The organism is Aureibaculum koreense, from assembly GCF_034296135.1.
Taxonomy (GTDB): Bacteria; Bacteroidota; Bacteroidia; order Flavobacteriales; family Flavobacteriaceae; genus Aureibaculum.
Genome location: NZ_JAXKVV010000010.1, coordinates 1 through 18,513, shown reverse-complemented (window position 1 = coordinate 18,513; position 18,513 = coordinate 1). Strand labels below are relative to the sequence as shown.

General features: G+C 34.7%; 15 protein-coding genes. 5 read left to right on the top strand and 10 right to left on the bottom strand.

Annotated elements, in window-relative coordinates; genetic code table 11:
• Positions 1-83: 83 nt before the first annotated feature.
• Entirely contained in the window at positions 84-833 is a 750-nt protein-coding gene (locus UMM65_RS10365; protein WP_321976454.1) for a DeoR/GlpR family DNA-binding transcription regulator, read from the top strand.
• A 34-nt stretch (positions 834-867) separates the two neighbouring features.
• Here UMM65_RS10365 and lepA read toward each other — a convergent pair whose 3' ends face one another.
• Positions 868-2,664 (bottom strand): translation elongation factor 4, encoded by a 1,797-nt coding sequence (gene lepA / locus UMM65_RS10360; RefSeq protein WP_321976453.1) that lies wholly within the window; start codon positions 2,662-2,664, stop codon positions 868-870.
• Between the two features lie 244 nt (positions 2,665-2,908).
• Here lepA and UMM65_RS10355 point away from each other — a divergent pair, with 244 nt between their 5' ends.
• Complete coding sequence (locus UMM65_RS10355) at positions 2,909-3,814, top strand: TIGR01777 family oxidoreductase (RefSeq protein WP_321976452.1); 906 nt, start codon at positions 2,909-2,911, stop codon at positions 3,812-3,814.
• A gap of 135 nt (positions 3,815-3,949) precedes the next feature.
• The gene (locus UMM65_RS10350) at positions 3,950-4,990 is read left to right on the top strand and encodes a YncE family protein (RefSeq protein ID WP_321976451.1); all 1,041 of its coding nucleotides are present in this window, start codon (positions 3,950-3,952) and stop codon (positions 4,988-4,990) included.
• 114 nt (positions 4,991-5,104) lie between these two features.
• On the opposite strand, the gene UMM65_RS10345 is transcribed toward UMM65_RS10350, so the two are convergent.
• From UMM65_RS10345 to secDF, 9 genes are all read right to left on the bottom strand, one after another.
• On the bottom strand, positions 5,105-5,950 hold the full coding sequence (locus tag UMM65_RS10345) for a hypothetical protein (RefSeq protein ID WP_321976450.1): 846 nt from the start codon (positions 5,948-5,950) through the stop codon (positions 5,105-5,107).
• Positions 5,951-6,204: 254 nt separating this feature from the next.
• Positions 6,205-8,223: a S9 family peptidase gene (locus tag UMM65_RS10340; protein WP_321976449.1), complete on the bottom strand. Its 2,019-nt coding sequence runs from the start codon at positions 8,221-8,223 to the stop codon at positions 6,205-6,207.
• 183 nt (positions 8,224-8,406) lie between these two features.
• On the bottom strand, positions 8,407-8,604 hold the full coding sequence (locus UMM65_RS10335) for a YwbE family protein (protein ID WP_321976447.1): 198 nt from the start codon (positions 8,602-8,604) through the stop codon (positions 8,407-8,409).
• 10 nt (positions 8,605-8,614) lie between these two features.
• Positions 8,615-9,661: a DUF6340 family protein gene (locus tag UMM65_RS10330; RefSeq protein ID WP_321976446.1), complete on the bottom strand. Its 1,047-nt coding sequence runs from the start codon at positions 9,659-9,661 to the stop codon at positions 8,615-8,617.
• A gap of 186 nt (positions 9,662-9,847) precedes the next feature.
• Positions 9,848-10,195, bottom strand: coding sequence for a HepT-like ribonuclease domain-containing protein (locus UMM65_RS10325; protein ID WP_321976445.1), 348 nt, complete (start codon positions 10,193-10,195; stop codon positions 9,848-9,850).
• On the bottom strand, positions 10,188-10,487 hold the full coding sequence (locus UMM65_RS10320) for a nucleotidyltransferase family protein (protein ID WP_321976444.1): 300 nt from the start codon (positions 10,485-10,487) through the stop codon (positions 10,188-10,190). Before UMM65_RS10320 ends, UMM65_RS10325 begins: the two co-directional genes overlap by 8 nt.
• 35 nt (positions 10,488-10,522) lie before the next feature.
• Entirely contained in the window at positions 10,523-11,515 is a 993-nt protein-coding gene (obgE, locus tag UMM65_RS10315; RefSeq protein WP_321976443.1) for a GTPase ObgE, read from the bottom strand.
• Positions 11,516-11,610: 95 nt separating this feature from the next.
• Positions 11,611-12,723, bottom strand: a complete 1,113-nt coding sequence (locus tag UMM65_RS10310; protein WP_321976442.1) for an adenylate kinase — start codon at positions 12,721-12,723, stop codon at positions 11,611-11,613.
• A gap of 104 nt (positions 12,724-12,827) precedes the next feature.
• The gene (gene secDF, locus UMM65_RS10305; RefSeq protein WP_321976441.1) at positions 12,828-15,794 is read right to left on the bottom strand and encodes a protein translocase subunit SecDF; all 2,967 of its coding nucleotides are present in this window, start codon (positions 15,792-15,794) and stop codon (positions 12,828-12,830) included.
• 166 nt (positions 15,795-15,960) lie between these two features.
• Between secDF and UMM65_RS10300 the strand changes: the two genes are divergently transcribed.
• Together UMM65_RS10300 and UMM65_RS10295 are read left to right on the top strand one after the other, a co-directional pair.
• Positions 15,961-17,637 (top strand): formate--tetrahydrofolate ligase, encoded by a 1,677-nt coding sequence (locus UMM65_RS10300; RefSeq protein WP_321976440.1) that lies wholly within the window; start codon positions 15,961-15,963, stop codon positions 17,635-17,637.
• A gap of 60 nt (positions 17,638-17,697) precedes the next feature.
• A complete protein-coding gene (locus UMM65_RS10295; protein WP_321976438.1) occupies positions 17,698-18,129 on the top strand; it encodes a hypothetical protein in 432 nt (143 codons plus the stop codon).
• Positions 18,130-18,513: the final 384 nt, after the last annotated feature.

The window sequence follows — 18,513 nt, the reverse complement described above, 5'->3', positions numbered from 1 at the left end:
ATTTAACATTCTCTAATGTAAAAATTAGTAATATTTATAAGGAAACTAGAATTATTTCGTCAAATAAATAATACCGACCTAAAATGTTAAAACTAGAAAGACATCAATTAATTCTGAATAAACTTAAAATCAATAGAAAAGTATTGTCAGCTATTTTAAGTAACGAATTAAAAGTCTCCGAAGACACTATAAGAAGAGATTTAAAAGAATTAGAAGCCCAACAGCTATTATATAAGGTGCATGGGGGAGCACTATCTATTGAAAATAAAATTCCCAGTTACGATGAGCGAAGTGTTTCAGATCTTGATAAGAAGAGACAAATAGCTAAAAAAGCAGTTCAATTGATTCATAATGGGCAAGTTATTATAATGACGGGAAGTTCCACTAATTTAGAATTAGCGAAATTAATTCCTCCTTCAATAAATGCGACTATTTTTACTTACAGTTTACCAATTGCGTTACAATTAACGCACCACCCTAAAATTGAGGTTATTTTTATTGGTGGTAAATTGAACAAATCTGCTCAAGTAACGGTTGGTATTGATGTTATGAATTCAATATCTAAACTAAGAGCCGATATTTGTTTTATGGGTACGGATGCCCTAAATTTAGAAAGGGGAATGACGGAATCTGATTGGGAAGTTGCTCACATTAAAAAAGGAATGATTGAGTCTTCAGATTATATTGTGTCAATGTGCATCAGTACTAAAATAATGGAATCAAGGAGGTATGCTGTAGTTCCGGTTGAAAATATAGATGTTGTTATTACCGATGATGCAACAGACCAATCTATATTTAAACAATTTAAAGGAAGAGGTATAGTTGTGATGTAGAAGATTGGTGTTAAGGCGACTGCCAACTTAATACCTAATCATTCAACTTTAGCACAGACATAAACGCTTCTTGCGGTATTTCAACATTACCAACTTGCCGCATACGTTTTTTACCTTTTTTCTGTTTTTCTAACAGTTTTCGTTTACGAGAAATATCACCACCATAACACTTGGCAGTAACATCTTTACGGAGGGCTTTTATTGTTTCTCTAGAAATTATTTTTGCACCTATAGCTGCTTGTATCGGTATGTCAAATTGTTGTCTTGGAATGAGTTGCCTTAACTTTTCACACATTTTTTTACCTATGGAATAGGCATTGTCGGCATGTAATAATGCGGAAAGGGCATCGACAGGTTGTGCATTGAGTAAAATATCAACTTTAACTAATTTAGAAGCCCGCATTCCAATAGGGTGATAATCAAAAGAGGCATAACCTTTGGAAACGGTTTTTAATCTGTCGTAAAAATCGAAAACAATTTCAGCCAAAGGCATATCAAAATTGAGTTCCACACGTTCTGTGGTTAAATAGGTTTGATTGGTAATTTCGCCACGTTTTTCTATACAAAGTGACATTACATTGCCTACAAAGTCCGATTTTGTAATTACCGAAGCTTTTATATAAGGTTCTTCAACTCTATTCAGTTTTGATGGATCTGGTAAATCCGTCGGATTGTTAACCAGAATCATAGTGTCTGGTTCTTTATTTGTGTAGGCATGGTACGATACGTTGGGTACAGTAGTAATTACCGTCATATCAAACTCACGTTCTAAACGTTCTTGAATAATTTCAAGGTGTAACATTCCTAAAAACCCGCACCTGAATCCGAAACCTAATGCTGCGGAACTTTCTGGAGTAAAAACGAGTGAAGCATCGTTCAGTTGTAATTTTTCCATAGAATTTCTAAGTTCTTCATAATCTTCGGTATCTACAGGATAAATTCCTGCAAAAACCATAGGTTTTACATCTTCAAAACCTTCAATGGCATTGGTGGTTGGGTTTTTAGCATCAGTTATGGTATCACCTACTTTAACTTCTTTGGCTTCTTTTATGCCTGTAATCAAATAGCCAACATCACCAGCTTTTATTTCGTTTTTTACAGCTTGTTTTAATTTTAAAGTGCCTACTTCATCGGCAAAATATGTTTTTCCTGTGGCAATAAATTTTATATGTTGTCCTTTTTTTATGGTGCCGTTAATCACTCTAAAATAGGTTTCTACGCCACGAAAAGGATTATAAACGGAATCAAAAATCAACGCCTGTAAGGGTTCGTCAGCATTGCCTTTTGGAGCAGGTACTCTATGGATAATGGCTTCCAAAATAGCTTCAATTCCCAACCCTGTTTTTGCACTAGCGGGAATCACATCTTCAGGATTACAACCAATTAAATCTACAATATCATCGGTAACCTCTTCAGGATTTGCACTTGGTAAATCTACCTTGTTCAGTACAGGAATTATCTCCAAATCATTCTCCAATGCCAAATATAGGTTTGAAATAGTCTGTGCCTGAATACTTTGTGCGGCATCAACAATTAGTAAAGCCCCTTCACAGGCAGCAATAGAGCGTGAAACTTCGTAAGAAAAATCTACATGGCCAGGTGTATCGATAAGATTCAACGTATATTTTTCGCCTTCATACATATAATCCATCTGTATAGCGTGGCTTTTAATGGTAATGCCACGTTCACGTTCCAGATCCATATTATCTAACAACTGATCTTGTTTTTCACGATCGGTTATGGTACCGGTAAATTCCAATAATCTATCCGCCAAGGTACTTTTACCATGGTCAATATGGGCGATAATACAAAAGTTACGGATGTTTTTCATTCAGTCCTAAAAATAAGAGAGCAAAGATACTGTTTTTAATATTATTCTCAATTACGATTTTTCCTTTAAAAATTGTAAATTTGAATACCGTTTTATTAAGCTACTATGGAATTTAAAAGACTAAGACCACGGAAACAACCCAATCAAAAAAGAGCAATGTTATTGATTATATTATTGCTTTTGGTAATCCTCTTATGGCTAAATGCCGATAGATTGGTAGCAAGTCTTTTTAATAATTAATTTTATGAAGATATTAATTACCGGAGCAACAGGGTTAATAGGACATGAAATTGTAAAACTTTGTGAAACGAAACGTTACTTTGTCCATTATTTGACCACAAGCAAAGATAAAATTGAAAATACTGCTTATAAAAAAGGATTTTACTGGAATCCGAAATCTCAAGAAATTGACGTTAACTGTTTGAAGGGTGTAGATGCTATCATTAACTTGGCAGGAGCTTCCATTTCCAAACGGTGGACGGAAAAACAGAAAAAAATAATACTTAGCAGTAGAATTGATACCGTTAAATTATTGTACAAGTTACTTTCTGAAAATGAGCATAAAGTAACCCATTTTTCTTCGGCATCGGCTTTGGGTATTTATCCTTCTTCATTAGATAAAAAATATTCTGAGAAGGATGATGCCATAATAAACGATTCCTTTTTAGGCGAAGTGGTAAAAAAGTGGGAAGATGAGGTTGATACCATTGAGGGTTTAGGTATTACCGTATCAAAGTTACGGACAGGTATTGTACTTTCAGAAAAAGGAGGTGCCTTAGAGCAAATGTCAAAACCTATAAAATTTTATGTTGGAGCACCTTTGGGTAGCGGAAAACAAATCCAATCATGGATTCATGTTACCGATATGGCCAAAATGTACTTATTTGCCATAGAACATAATCTTGACGGTATTTTTAATGCAGCGGCATCTAACCCCGTTTCAAATCAAATGCTTACCGAAGCTATTGCCAAACAATTAAATAAACCCATTTGGTTACCCAATATTCCTGCATTTATGTTGAAACTAGTATTGGGGGAAATGTCAGCTATCGTGCTGGATAGTCAATACTTATTGAATGATAAAATAAAAGACCAAGGATTTCAATTTCAGTACGATTGGATCGATGATCCTTTGGAAGATTGCTTATAACCTTTTTTGTTTCAATTCAACAATACTTTATCAATTATCAAATATTCATTTTTGACATCTTTTCATTGTGATATTGTAAGCTTATGTTTTTTATTTCGACTATTATGCAACTACTAACATAAAAATTTATCAAAAATGAAAAAACTAACACTTTACCTATTACTAGGCACATTTTTACTTTCTTCATGTGTAAATTATGGGACTTTAGATGATATTTTACATGGAGGTAATTCCAATAACGGTAAAACAGACTATTTTGCGGTTGCCAACCGTGGAGATGGAACGGTAACTATTTACGATGCCGACACTCAGGAACAATATACCAAGATTACCCTCGAAGATGAAAATGCCGCACCTACTTATGTGGTTTACAGTACAAAGCAAGACAGGCTATATGTAGCTGACTTTAACAATTCAAAAATAAATGTTTACAATACATCTGATTTTTCAAAGGTTGGGGAATATCCAGCAGGTAATGGAGCGTTCCACATGTGGTTGAATAATTTTTCCAATCAACTTTGGGTGAACAACATCGTTGACAAAACTACTTCTGTAATCAGCTTAAGAAATGGTAGGACTTTAGCAACTTTGTCACTTCCTGATAATATCAATTTTGCCGAAGATGCGGCACAACATGATGTAACCATTTCACCAAACGGAGCTTTTGCCTATGTTAGCGTTTTTTCACAAACAGGTACAAATTATGTTTTACATTACAATACACATAGTTTAAAACTTATGAATTATATTGAGGTTGGTGGAGACCCACATTTGGTATCGTCCCACAGGTTTTTGTATGTACTTTCTCAAGATGATTCTTCCATTAAAGAATATAAATATGCTAATTTACGTTCAACAAACAGAACAGGTTCATTGGCCAATGTACATGGTGTAACTTTAGGAAAGGATAACAATTTGTTTTTAACAAATATAGCGGACAAAAAAGTGGCTTCTTATAATTTGAGATCACAAGATGTAACTTCTGTTGCGGATGCCCCTGTTACGGATGGTGTTGCTCACAACATATCCTATAATTTTGACAAAGAAATTTTGGCGTTGACCCGCTCCGGAGGTTCAACAGTCGATTTTTTCAAAGTGGTTGAGGGAAATATCGAATATTTATCCTCTGATGTCTCGGGTGCCAACCCTTTTGGAATATTTTATGTTGATAGGTAGAGATTACTCATCAATAACTTAAATTAAAAATTTTAATAATCTGTTGTGCATTGTGGGTTTGTTTTGAGAAATTTTCCTTAAAAATGTACAACGGGTTATGTAATTACGTTTTATCTATCTTTCTTCGCACTTTGCCGTAAACAAATTTGTATCACCTTTTTTAACCTCGCTTTTCTTTTTGTTTATAGGATTAATTCTTGTAAAAGGGGTTAACTGCCCTTTGGTAGGATTATCATAGTAAGGAAAAAATTCATCCCCATAATTCAATATTTCGGAGAGCAACTCTTTATTCATGAATTCGTTTAAATAGGCCAAGTTTTCTTCGGTTTCTTTTACGGAATCAGGCTTTTTAGATGCGGGTTTGTCCCCACCAAAATATAGATTTCCATTTTTATAAGAGGCAGAAAATTCAGTTTCCGTAGTGTATTCTTCACGCAGACCAATGACAATAAAATCGTTATACTGTTCAGGGATTTTAAAAGAATAAACATCCAAAAGGTCTCCATATCCATAATCGCTTTTTGCAAAAGCTACATTTCTTAGCTGCGTAGTTGACTTATAAGTATACGGATGACTAAAGCAATTGGCCGCATCGTTAAACAAAGGTTGAAAAATATCGTTTGCTTTAGAATTTAGATTGACAAACGTGCTATTTTCTTCACAACTAAAATTCAATTGGGTACTATCTTTTAATGCTGCTAATTTTCGTCCATATAAATAGAATTTTGGGTTGGCTTCTGTTTTAAATTTTACTTCGTTGCCCACAATTTCCCATTTTCCTTTTAGGGCTCCGCCGAAATAAAAAGTGGCAAAAGTGTTATTTTCAAAAATAATTACTGACTGTCCACCTTGAGGGTCGTTGCTTGGCAATCTATATGAGCCCACAATGTCTTCCGGAGTTGGGTTTTGTGCCATGAGACTACATGATATTAGAAAAAAGAAATAGATTAATTTTTGCATATTGATTGGTTTGTGAGTTACGAAAGTAATAAAGCTATAACGACGAATATACTCTAAAGTTATATTCGTTAAGGACTGGTTTATATTTGTAGTGCATAACCCCGAAAGGGTTTAAAACCCTTTCGGGGTTGGCTACGAAATAGACTGGGTAAAAGAAAGACCTGACAGCTTTTTAAACCCTTTCGGGTTAATTAAAAAAACTTCTAATTCTCTGTAAACCATTATAATTCCCATAATGAGATAAAAAATGTTCATTATTCTTCACGATACTTCTCAAACCAAGCAACAATATGGTCAACTTTTGTAATGAGTTGGCTAGGGCGATTGACAATTAAATGATACGCCCCGGGAATTTCTACCAAGGCAGTTTCTATTTTTCGGATTTTTAAAGCATTGTACAATTGTTTGGCTTCCGAAAGTGGTGTGCGTCTATCTTCAGTACCTACCATAACCATGGTTGGTGTTTGTATATTTCCAACCAAAGAGATGGGCGAAAATTTCCAATAGGTTTCAAAATTTTCCCAGGGTTGCCCAGGGTAACGTGAGTCTGCATACCCATAATAATTATCAGCAGTTAGGGTTTTGCTAATCCAATTCATAACAGGTTTTATAACCGCCGCTGCCCTGAAACGATTGTTTTTACCTATCATCCAAGCTGTCATTATACCACCGGCACTTCCGCCTGTTACAAACAATTCGGTTGTGTCAATAATTCCTTTGGCAATTACGGCATCTACACCATCCATAACGTCGTCATAATCGTTTCCAGGATAGTTGTGATAGAGTAGGTTGCCAAATTTTTCACCATAACTAGTACTACCTCTTGGGTTGGGATAAAAAACTACATAACCTGCACTGGCATATAATTGCATTTCTGGTGAAAATCGATCACCATAATTAGAAATGGGTCCACCATGGTTTTCAACTAATAGCGGATACTTTTTGGAAGCATCAAAATTAGGAGGATACACAATCCATCCTTGAATATCATTACCATCAATGGTAGATTTATACCATATTTCTTCTACCTTCCCTAAGGTTCTGTAGGGTAAAATATCATCATTTAATTTAGATATTTTACGCGTTTTCCCTTTTTGTACAACCGCAATTTCAGAAGGATAATTCGGTGTTGTCTGTGTGAAAGCGATGGTACCATTTTCTGCTACGGAATAAGACCCACCACCATATGGTCTGCCAATGGCCGTGCCACCTAAATTATCGGCAATTATTGAAGTTTTTCCCGATAGGGTAGTGTAGCCAATTTTTGTATTGCCTTTATCGTCATATTGAAAATAGAGTCCTTTTCCGTCGTTACTCCATATTAAATCTGAAGGACTTCTATCTAAATTCATGGTAATTTGACGTTTGTTTGAGCCGTCAAGGTCCATCAAGTAAATATGATTTACCTGATACGTCTGTACCTTATCATCAAAACCTACGTAAGCAATTTGTTTGCCATTGGGAGAAATGGCCAAGTCTCCATCTGGCCCTTTTCTGTCAGTTAAAGCCACGGTTTTTCCTGAGGCGATATTAATATTGTAGATTTCAGAATTTCTAAAATCGTAATCCCAATCGTCAATTAAATTACCGCTAAAAAAGAGCGATTTCCCGTCTTTTGCCCAATGTGGACTGCCAAATTTATAGTTGCCAGATGAAATTTGATGAGCTGTGCCACCGTCAGCAGAGATTACAAAAAGATGTTTAAAACCAGGTTCTATATAACCCGAACCATCTGCTTCGTATTTAAAACGAGTTGTAACTCTTGGATGTTCCGCCCATTTTGCCCCTTCTGGCTTTTTAGGTGCTTTTACCAAGGTCGGTTGAGCTTCGGGTACAGTCATTAAAAAAGCAATGTGTTTTCCATTTGGCGACCAATTTAATCCACTTGGCGATTTTTCCAGTTGTGTTAATTTAGCCGTTTTACCTGTTGCCAACCAATACACAAAAATTTCTGACCCATTTTCTGTGCTACTTGTAAAGGCAATTCGTGTACCGTCAGGCGACCATTTTGGATTGGATTCGTTTACTTCATTGCTAGTTAACTTAACATGATTTGAACCATCAGCATTCATCATCCAAAGTCGAGATTGCTTTTTGTCATTCATAATATCAAATCCACTACGCTGATAAACTATGTGACTACCATCAGGTGAAATTTCTGGATTTACAGCCCATTCTAATTCAAAAACATCAAGATTTTGAAAGTGGGTTTTGGTTTGAGAAAAACAGATGGTGGAAATAAAAAGAAGGTAAATGATAAAATAACGAATCATAATACTAAATTTATGTGAGGTATAAATTTAGTGAAAGAAATTCAATTGTCAGTTCGAGTGTTTTTTGTGAAATGAAATGGAACAAAAAATGTATCGAGAACTAGTCAGATTCTCGATACATTTTCTTCTACGCTATCGCTTCGAAGAAAACACTCGAACCGACATTTTTAATTACCTTTTAATTTACTCTAAAATTTTTTTAACCCTACCCACTTTTCCATCGGTCAACATTACTTTTATACCATGTGGATGGGTAGCCGAATTTGTTAGAATTTTTTGTACAACACCTTCGGTTAACTTTCCAGAACGTTGGTCTTGTTTTAAGACAATGGCTACTTTTTGGCCTATATTGATATTTTTTCTAGTATTGCCAAGTGACATTTAAAATTTTTTAATTTTGAGATGCCAATAACCTATTATTTTCTTTACGATGCTTTAAGATTTTAATATACCTAATCGCTTCTTTAATTTCATAATCAGCATAAGCCTTTTGTGCCCATTCTATAGCCGTATCTAATTCTCCATTTATTTCATTAATAATGGCCATATTATAACATGCCCTTCCCGCAATTTTGCTATCACTATTAGAAACCTCTTCATTCCATAATTCGGCAGCACTATCCCATTTACCTGCAATTGCCCTACGGTTAGCAATTTCAAATTTGTCAGTGCCCTTTATAAAATAATCCCTTGAAACACGAACTCTTCGTGGAAGAATTCTTGCTCCGTAATTATATCCAATGTTGTTACTTCTTTCTAAAACAGCCTCTTTTCTACCAGCAATAGCTGCAATTGCTTTCGCAGGATTAATACCTTTTCCTGTAGAGGTTATGTTCTGGTTTGCCCTGTATTCATCAAGGATTAATTTATTTTGCGGATCATAAACTCTCCAGCCAGTTTTTAGCTTGGTATATATTGTAGCGTGGTGTTCAGGTACCGAAATTTCAACACCCAATGGGTTTTTGATTTTTTTCTGTACTGTTTTGTAGTCAATTTCAGAATCAGTGTCGAAAAACTCTAACACATATAAGGCATCTACACCGTTTTCGTCACAGATTTTCTTAACAGTTTCCCAAGAAAGTGTTGCAGGAAAAACTCCCGAACCTGGACTTCTTAAATTGGCATCTTCAATAATTTTAACTTCGTCAAAACTTTGATTTTTCCCTAATTTGTCAGATAACCCTAAAATAGCTCTGTGAGCCCCTTCTTTATCTAAATTTTTGCCTTCAGCAGATAATACTTTATCTAATTTGTCCAGTTCAGCATTATTATCTGAGGGTAAACTTCTATCTATAATACCAATTTTTTGATTGTGTTTAGGCATATACACGGGTGCGGGTTCAAGTACTCCCATGGTCATTTTATTGGTTGTAGCACAAGAACTCAGTACGAGTGCAAGTAATATTATTAAAATGGTCGATTTGCTAAGTAACTTCATAATAATAGTTTAGTTTAACCGTAGTAACGTTAATCTAACTATATTTATTACTTATTGCCTTATTTTTATTTTACATAAAAGTTGATTTACCATCTGATAATCAAAGAATTAATCATTTAACGGCTACCATAATGTGTGCCTTGTAATTTGGCAGATTGTTTGTAGAATTTTTAAAGAAATAAAGATTTAATTAGAAAAATTTTGAAGATTTTCTTTAAGTTTTATTAGACTACCATTAATAATTTGCCAAACTTCTTCAGCATCAACACCAAAGTAATTATGTGCAATAATATTTCTAAATCCTCTTACTTTTGACCATTCAATTTCTTTTTTGGACTCATTTAAAAATTTTTCCGAAAGTTTTTCAACCATCTCTCCTATAACAATAAAATTCATTAGCGTAGCGTCAAATGCAATGGTGTCTTCATAAAACTCATCAACAGTTTTAAACTTGCTTGAATATTGTTGAATTTTACTTATTGATTCAAGCATATTTAAAATATAATTAAAATCTCTATTTGAAATTTTATACATATTTTGCTTCTGTTAGAATTTGTTGTTTGAAAATTGAATTGATGTATTTTTCTCTACAGATGTCTACAGGCAAGTTAAATTTAGACTGAATCTCGCTTCTTAATTTTTGTTTTAGTGTATATAAGTCAGAGGTTTGGTCTTCAAATTCCACAATTAAATCAATATCACTATGCTCATTTTGTTCATCCCTTGCAATTGAGCCAAAAATTCCAATTTTAATTAAATGATATTCTTTCCTCAAACGGTCTTTATTTGCAGATAGATATTTTAGTATTTGATTTTTATCAATCATAAGCACGTTATCTACTCCAAATATACGATTTTATACTACGAATTCAACATCTTCCACAATTTGTCCTTTAATTCTGTTAAACCAGTTTGTGCAATAGCAGAAATAAATAAATGGTCAATATCTTTTGGAAGTTCTTTTTTAATTTCTGCCTTAAGCTCATCATCCAACATATCAGACTTCGAAATAGCTAATAGTCTTTCTTTATCCAACAATTCGGGATTGTGTTTTTTGAGTTCGTTCAGCAATATTTTATATTCTTCCCTAATATCATCAGAATCGGCGGGAATCATAAACAACAATGTAGAATTACGTTCAATATGGCGTAAAAACCGATGTCCCAATCCTTTTCCTTCAGCGGCTCCTTCTATAATTCCTGGAATATCAGCCATTACAAAACTTTGAAACTCACGATGTTCTACGATTCCTAAACTAGGTTTTAGGGTAGTAAAAGCATAATCGGCTATTTTAGGTTTTGCTGAGGTCAATACGGATAATAAAGTTGATTTACCAGCATTTGGAAAGCCAACCAGACCCACATCTGCCAGTAGCTTTAGCTCCAGTTGATACCAACCTTCTTGACCTTCAATTCCAGGTTGTGCGTAACGTGGTGTTTGATTTGTTGAAGATTTAAAATGCCAGTTACCTCTGCCGCCCATACCACCTTCCATCAATATTTTTTCTTGACCATCTTCGGTAATTTCAAAAATTATTTCTTGAGTTTCACCGTCTCGTATTACCGTACCCAATGGGACATCTATATAAACATCATCACCATCTTTACCAGTACTACGGCTTTTGCTACCATCACCACCATGTTCTGCCCTAAAATGTTTTTTGAATTTTAGGTGAACCAACGTCCACATATTTTTATTACCACGAATAATAATATGACCTCCGCGACCGCCATCACCACCGTCTGGACCACCTTTTTGGATGAATTTTTCGCGATGTAAATGCACAGAACCTTTACCTCCTTTACCAGAGGCAGTGTGTATTTTTATATAATCTACGAAATTGCCTTCTACCATGGGTTAAGTTATTAGCTTGTTGAGTTAAAAGTTATTAGTGCATATTGAAAAAATGAGAGAATGAAATAATAGTTTTAACCCTAATTTTTGATAATTTATAAAGTATCAAACACCTCACTAAGTCTAGTTGTAATTTCTTCAATACTACCAACTCCATTAACACCAAAATACTTGTTTTGTTTGGCGTAATACTCTTTTAGAATGGAAGTCTTGGTTTCATATTCGTTAAAACGATTTCTAATTTTTGATTCGTCTTGATCGTCAGGTCTGCCACTAGTTTCGCCACGTTTTAAAAGTCGGGCCACTAGTAAATCTTCTGGTACTTCTAAAGCTACCATTCCGTTTATGGATTGTTCTTTTTCTTCTAAAAACTCGTCCAATGCTTTGGCCTGTGATTCCGTTCTGGGAAAACCATCAAAGATAAATCCGTTGGCATCGGTATTTTTTTCTACTTCTGCTTTTAGCATATTTATGGTTACTTCATCAGGAACTAAATCGCCCTTATCCATGTATGATTTTGCCAATTTACCTAAATCCGTTTGGTTTTTGATATTATATCTGAATACATCTCCAGTAGAAATGTGTACCAAATTATACTTATCTTTTAATACTTCGGCTTGTGTTCCTTTTCCAGCACCTGGAGGGCCAAATAAAACAATGTTTGTCATGTTATGTGTTGTTAATTGGTAAATATCTGCAAGGTTTCTTCCTAAACCGTTATAATCAAGCCCATACCCTACAATAAAATTGTCCGGTATAGAGAGACCAATATAATCTATATGTAAAGCCTTACGGAATACATCTGGTTTAAAAAATAATGTTGCAATTTTTAATTGTTTGAGATTTTGATGCCTAAAGATATTATAAATTTCTGCAAGTGTTGTTCCGGTATCAATAATATCTTCTAAAATAATGACAGTTCTACCTTCTAAATTCTCGTTGAGTCCAACTAGCTGTTTAACGTTACCAGTTGAATTTGTACCATGGTACGATGCCAATTTTACAAAAGACATTTCACAATTACCTTTATAAGCTCTTAAAAAATCGGCAGCGAACATAAAAGAACCATTCAAAATTCCAATAAATACGGGAATATCATCTTTACAATCTTTTGCTACTAAAGCTGCCATTTTATCAATAGCTGCCTGTATTTTTTTGGCAGAAATATAAGGTTTAAAATAGTGGTTATGTAGCTTTATTTTAGTCATTTATATTATGGACTGCTGTGCAAGTTCAAGAATAAAAAAATCGTTTTGGGTTACTGAAAATTAATCAGCAAGCTCAAAACGATTTTTATCATATTGTATTTTATTTACTTTTTTTCACTTAGTTTTTTAGTGGTATCGTACATAATTGGTGAGGCAATAAACAATGATGAATACGTACCAACTCCAATACCCACAATCATGGCGAACATAAAGCCTTTAATAGAATCGCCACCAAATATGAAAATGGCCAATAATACCACTAAAGTAGTTGAAGATGTGTTTATCGTTCTTCCTAAAGTAGTACTCAACCCGCGATTTACAATTTTATAAAAAGACCACGAATGATGCTTACCGGTAAACTCCCTAATTCTATCAAATACAATTACTGTATCGTTTAAGGAGTATCCTACAACGGTCAACAATGCCGCAATAAAGGATTGGTCTATTTCCATATCAAATGGCAAAACTTTATAAAACAATGAAAAAATACCCAATACAATTAATACATCATGAAAAACGGCTACTACGGCTCCTAAACTAAATTGCCATTTTCTAAAACGTAACAAAATATATATAAATACCACAATTAACGAGCCCAGTACCGCCCAAATTGCTGCTTGTTTGATGTCGTCGGCAATGGTTGGCCCAACTTCAAAATATTTCATCAGACCAATTTTTTGATCCGTATCCGTACTGCTAATTTTAAAATTATCCAATGTAGTGCCATCCGGAAGGTAAGATTGTAAACCTTTAAACAACAATTCTTGTACCTCATCACCAACTTCAATCGAATTTTCATCTACTTTGTATTTAGTGGTAATTTTTAATTGATTAGCATCGCCATAGGTTTTTACTTCTGGGGCATCGCCAAAAACTTCTTTTAAAGAACTGGCAACTTCCGTAGAATTTGTCGGTTGGTCAAAACGAACGGTATAGGTTCTGCCCCCCGTAAAGTCAACACCATAATTTAATCCGTTGGTAGCTAAAGAAAAAATACTGACAATAAGTAAAGCACCCGATAAAATGTAGGCTATTTTACGCTTCTTTAAAAAGTCAATTCTAATATTTTGGAACCAGCCTTTGGTAATATTGGTGTTAAAGGTCATTTTGCGGTCGCGTTCAGTTGACCAATCTATCATCAATCTTGTGATAAAAATGGCGGTAATAAGCGAGGTGGCAATACCGATCATTAACGTAGTGGCAAAACCTCTAATGGGACCTGAGCCAAAAATGTATAAGATAATACCGGTTAAAAATGTAGTAATATTCGCATCGATAATAGCCGAATAAGCTCCTTCATAACTAAAGCCTTCTTTTACGGCTTCTTTAAGTACTTTGCCCTTGTCCAATGCTTCTTTTATACGCTCGTAAATAATTACGTTGGCATCCACGGACATACCAATGGTAATGATAATACCCGCAACACCAGGCAAGGTAAGCACTGCCCCAAACGCTATGAGAACCCCCATTATAAATAACATATTTATCGCTAGAGCAATATCGGCATAAATACCTGCTTTTCCATAGTAAAAGACCATCCATAAAAGCACAATACAAAGTGCTATTAAAAACGAATACGCACTATGTACAATAGATTCATGCCCCAAAGATGCACCAACTACGGAAGATTCTAAAATCTTAGCTGCCGCGGGCAGTTTGCCCGACTTCAAAGCATTGGCCAAATCTTGTGCTTCTTCAATTGTAAAATTACCTGAAATGGAAGTTCTACCATTAGGTATAGGTCCGTTTACGTTGGGTGCAGAATACACAAAGTCATCTAATACTACTGCCACAAATTTCCCAACGTTTTCCTCTGTCATTTTGGCCCATAATTTTGTACCTTTACTGTTCATGGTCATACTAACCTCAGGGTTTACGCCCAATTGGTCAAAAGTTTGACTTGCATCAGAAACGACATCGCCTTCAATAGGAGCAATATCTTGTCTGTTAGATTTTATGGCATATAAATTAATAACTTCTGTTTTGTCGATTGGTTTGGCATCCCATAAAAATTTGGCATAAACCATATTATTGGGCAGCAAAGCCCTAACCTCTGGCATGGCCAAGTATTTATTTACCGTAGCGGTATCTTTTACACTAGCAGAACCGATAACAGAACTCCTTTGGTTCTGGTTTTGTGGTATGCTTGGGAACATTACAGAAAATAAAGGACTAGCTGCTTTAGTGTCGACAGAATCTTGAACTTTACCCAATAAATCGTCTATTTGAGAGTCTTCAGATGCAATAGTATCTGTTACTTCTTCAGTTTTTTCTTCAACCTCAGCTTCTAAAATTTCTGCTAATTTAGTATTGGCTTGAATAAAAAAGTTGGCTGTTTCTGTATTGTCATAAGTTTCCCAGAATTGCAATTTGGCAGTACCGGTCAATAATTTTTTAACACGGTCAATATCTCTTGCACCGGGCAATTCTATCAATACTCTACCAGACTCACCAATACGCTGTATGTTAGGCGAGGTAACCCCAAAACGGTCAATTCTGTTTCTTAATACTTCAAAAGCTGTACCTATTGAGCCTTTAACTTCTTCTTGCAAAACCCCCTTAACCTCTTCATCGGTCATTTTAAAGTTAACCTTGTCTTTTAAAGACTTATTTCCAAAAATAGAAGGATTGCTTAATTTTACCGAGCCTTTGCTTTCAGCTTCAAATGCTTCAAAAAATAAATCTAAATACGTTTTGTCACTTCCAGTTTGAGCCGCAGTTGCATTTGCTAAAGCCTTATTGAATACAGGATTTTTGGAATCATCAGACAAACCCATCAATATATCTCTAACAGATACTTCTAATGTTGCATTTATACCACCTTTTAGGTCTAAACCAAGGTTTATGGCTTTGTCTTGAATTTCACTGTGGGTATAATTTGTGTATAAATAATTGGCTACAGGTACATTAGCTACCGAATCTAGATATGCTTCTTGTTTTAATACGTCACCGTTTGCAAATTCTTTTGCATCATTTTCAATTCTGTTATTAACCCATGTAAACGATAAATAATACACACAGATCAATCCAAATAAAATAGCAAAAGTTTTAATTAGTCCTTTGTTTTGCATCTACTTTCTATTTAAAATATCTTATTGGCACTTATTATTTTATGCCTTTTTTTAATTAACGTGCAAATATATAGTAACAAATGAGAATAGACAATTGTTTTTGAGTTTTTTATAATTGGTCTTGCTACAAAAAATTATTACTTTAGCCAATTAAATTCAAACCTAAATGAAACCACTTTCCGATATTGAAATTGCTCAAGCAACCGAAAAAAACCATATTAAAAACATAGCCGAAAAATTAAATATAGCTGAAAATGATTTAGAGCTATTCGGAAAATACAAAGCCAAATTGCCTTTACGCTTAATCGATGAGCAAAAAATTAAAAGCAATAATTTAGTATTGGTAACCGCTTTGACACCTACACCCGCAGGTGAAGGAAAAACTACGGTTTCAATTGGATTGACGGAAGGTTTAAATAAAATCGGGAAACAGGCTACGGTTGTATTGAGAGAGCCATCTTTAGGGCCGGTTTTCGGAATAAAAGGTGGTGCCGCGGGTGGTGGATACTCGCAAGTGGTACCGATGGAGGATATCAATTTGCATTTTACGGGTGATTTTAACGCCATTGAAAAAGCCAATAATTTATTGGCAGCTTTAATTGACAACAATTTACAGAGCAAGGTCAATAATTTAAACCTTGACCCTAGAACCATTGCTTGGAAGCGGGTTATGGATATGAACGATAGGGCATTACGGCAAATTACGATCGGATTGGGCGGTACAGCCAACGGAATTCCCAGAGAGGATGGCTTTAATATTACGCCAGCATCGGAAGTGATGGCCATACTTTGCATGGCAAAAGACATTGACGATCTAAAAGAGCGTTTGGGCAATATATTTGTCGGTTTTACTTTTGATAGAAAACCAATTTTTGCACGTGACCTAAAAGCTGAAAATGCAATGGCTATTTTGCTCAAGCATGCCTTAAAGCCGAATTTGGTGCAGACGTTAGAGAAAAATCCAGCTATTATTCACGGTGGGCCATTTGCCAATATTGCCCAAGGCACTAATAGTATTATCGCCACTAAAATGGGGCTCTCGTTATCCAATTATGTAGTTACCGAAGCTGGGTTTGGAGCTGACCTCGGGGCAGAGAAATTCTTAAATATTAAATGTGCTGCCGCAGGATTAAATCCTAAATGCGTTGTGCTGGTGGCTACAATCAGAGCATTACGCCATCACGGGGGTTCACCTAGCGAGGAATACAACACCCCAAGTGTTGATCGTGTGGAAAAAGGTTTTATAAATTTAGAAAAGCATATCGAAAATATTAGAAAATTCAATATTGAACCTGTGGTTGCAATTAATTCATTTACAAGTGATACCGAAGATGAAGTTAATTTAATAAAAAAGAAGTGTTCAGCATTAGGTGTACATGCCGTGGTTTCTAAAGGATGGGCAGAAGGTGGAAATGGTACGCAAGATTTAGCAAAGGCCGTTGTTGATGTTGTAGAAAATAAAGCGACTCAGTTTAAGCCTTTGTACGATTGGAAATTGCCTGTAAAAGAAAAGATTGAAAAAATTGCCAAAGAAATTTATGGTGCCGACGGTGTTGATTACGACAATAGAGCTAAATTAGATTTACGCAGGATTGAAACATTAGGATTTGGTAATTTTGCTATTTGTATGGCGAAAACCCAAAAATCTTTTTCCGACAATCAGAAATTGATTGGAAGGCCGCAAGGCTTTACGATTACGGTTCGTGAAATAGAAATTGCAGCAGGAGCCAAGTTTTTAATTCCTATATTAGGTAAAATGATGCGTATGCCTGGTTTACCTTCTAAACCAGCATCCGAAGAAATGTTTATTGATAAAAATGGAAAGATTTCAGGATTGTCTTAACTTTTTTAAGTTAACTTTATTTGTAAGTTGTGTGTAATTAAAAAACTGAACTGACTTTAATTGGAAAAAATAATACATATTGTTCGCCAACCTTATGAAGAGCCATATCATATCAATTTAATTTTTGAGGCTTCAAATGGACAAAACACAGGACAACTTGAGATTTATGATAATGCTGACCAACTAAAAAAAATAGCTGAGGCTTTAGAAGATTTTCCCCTTAACGGAACAAAACATTTTGTTTGGGAATTAGGCTCAGAAAAACAAAAAGAAAATTTCGCATTTTATTTTAAATGCGAATTTTCACTCTTAAACCACTCAAATGATTGTGTTATAGGAATTAGACTGAATAATAATAAAAATTCGTTATCGAAATTCAATATCCATTGCTCCCCTTCTGAACTGAATAAATTAGGGCAATTATTTCGTGAGTTTTCAAAATTAGAAAAGAAAACTCTTACTTGGTATGGATTTGATGGTGAAGTAAAATAAAGAACTACACACAACACGGTGTCCTATAAAACATAGCTAATAAGTGCTAAATCGAGAGGGTTTGTGCTTATTTATAAAGACCGCCAAATTTTTAATTTGGCTTTTAAAATTGATAAGTTAAAAACAAAATATAAAAATTCGGCTCTGTGCTAATCCGAAAAGTTAGTGTCTTTTTAGACGCTACGTTTCATACACAAACCGATATAAGATATTTAAGGCCTTGTATGACTACAAAAAATTAATTACTTTTTTGCAACATCACTTTATACCATTTCTCTTGTTAATTTACTCAATTATTTGTAAATTGCCTTATGGCAAAACAAATAGACTTACACATTAAAGAGAGTGAATCAGAACTAAAGGCTCTTATGAATGCTCAAAGCA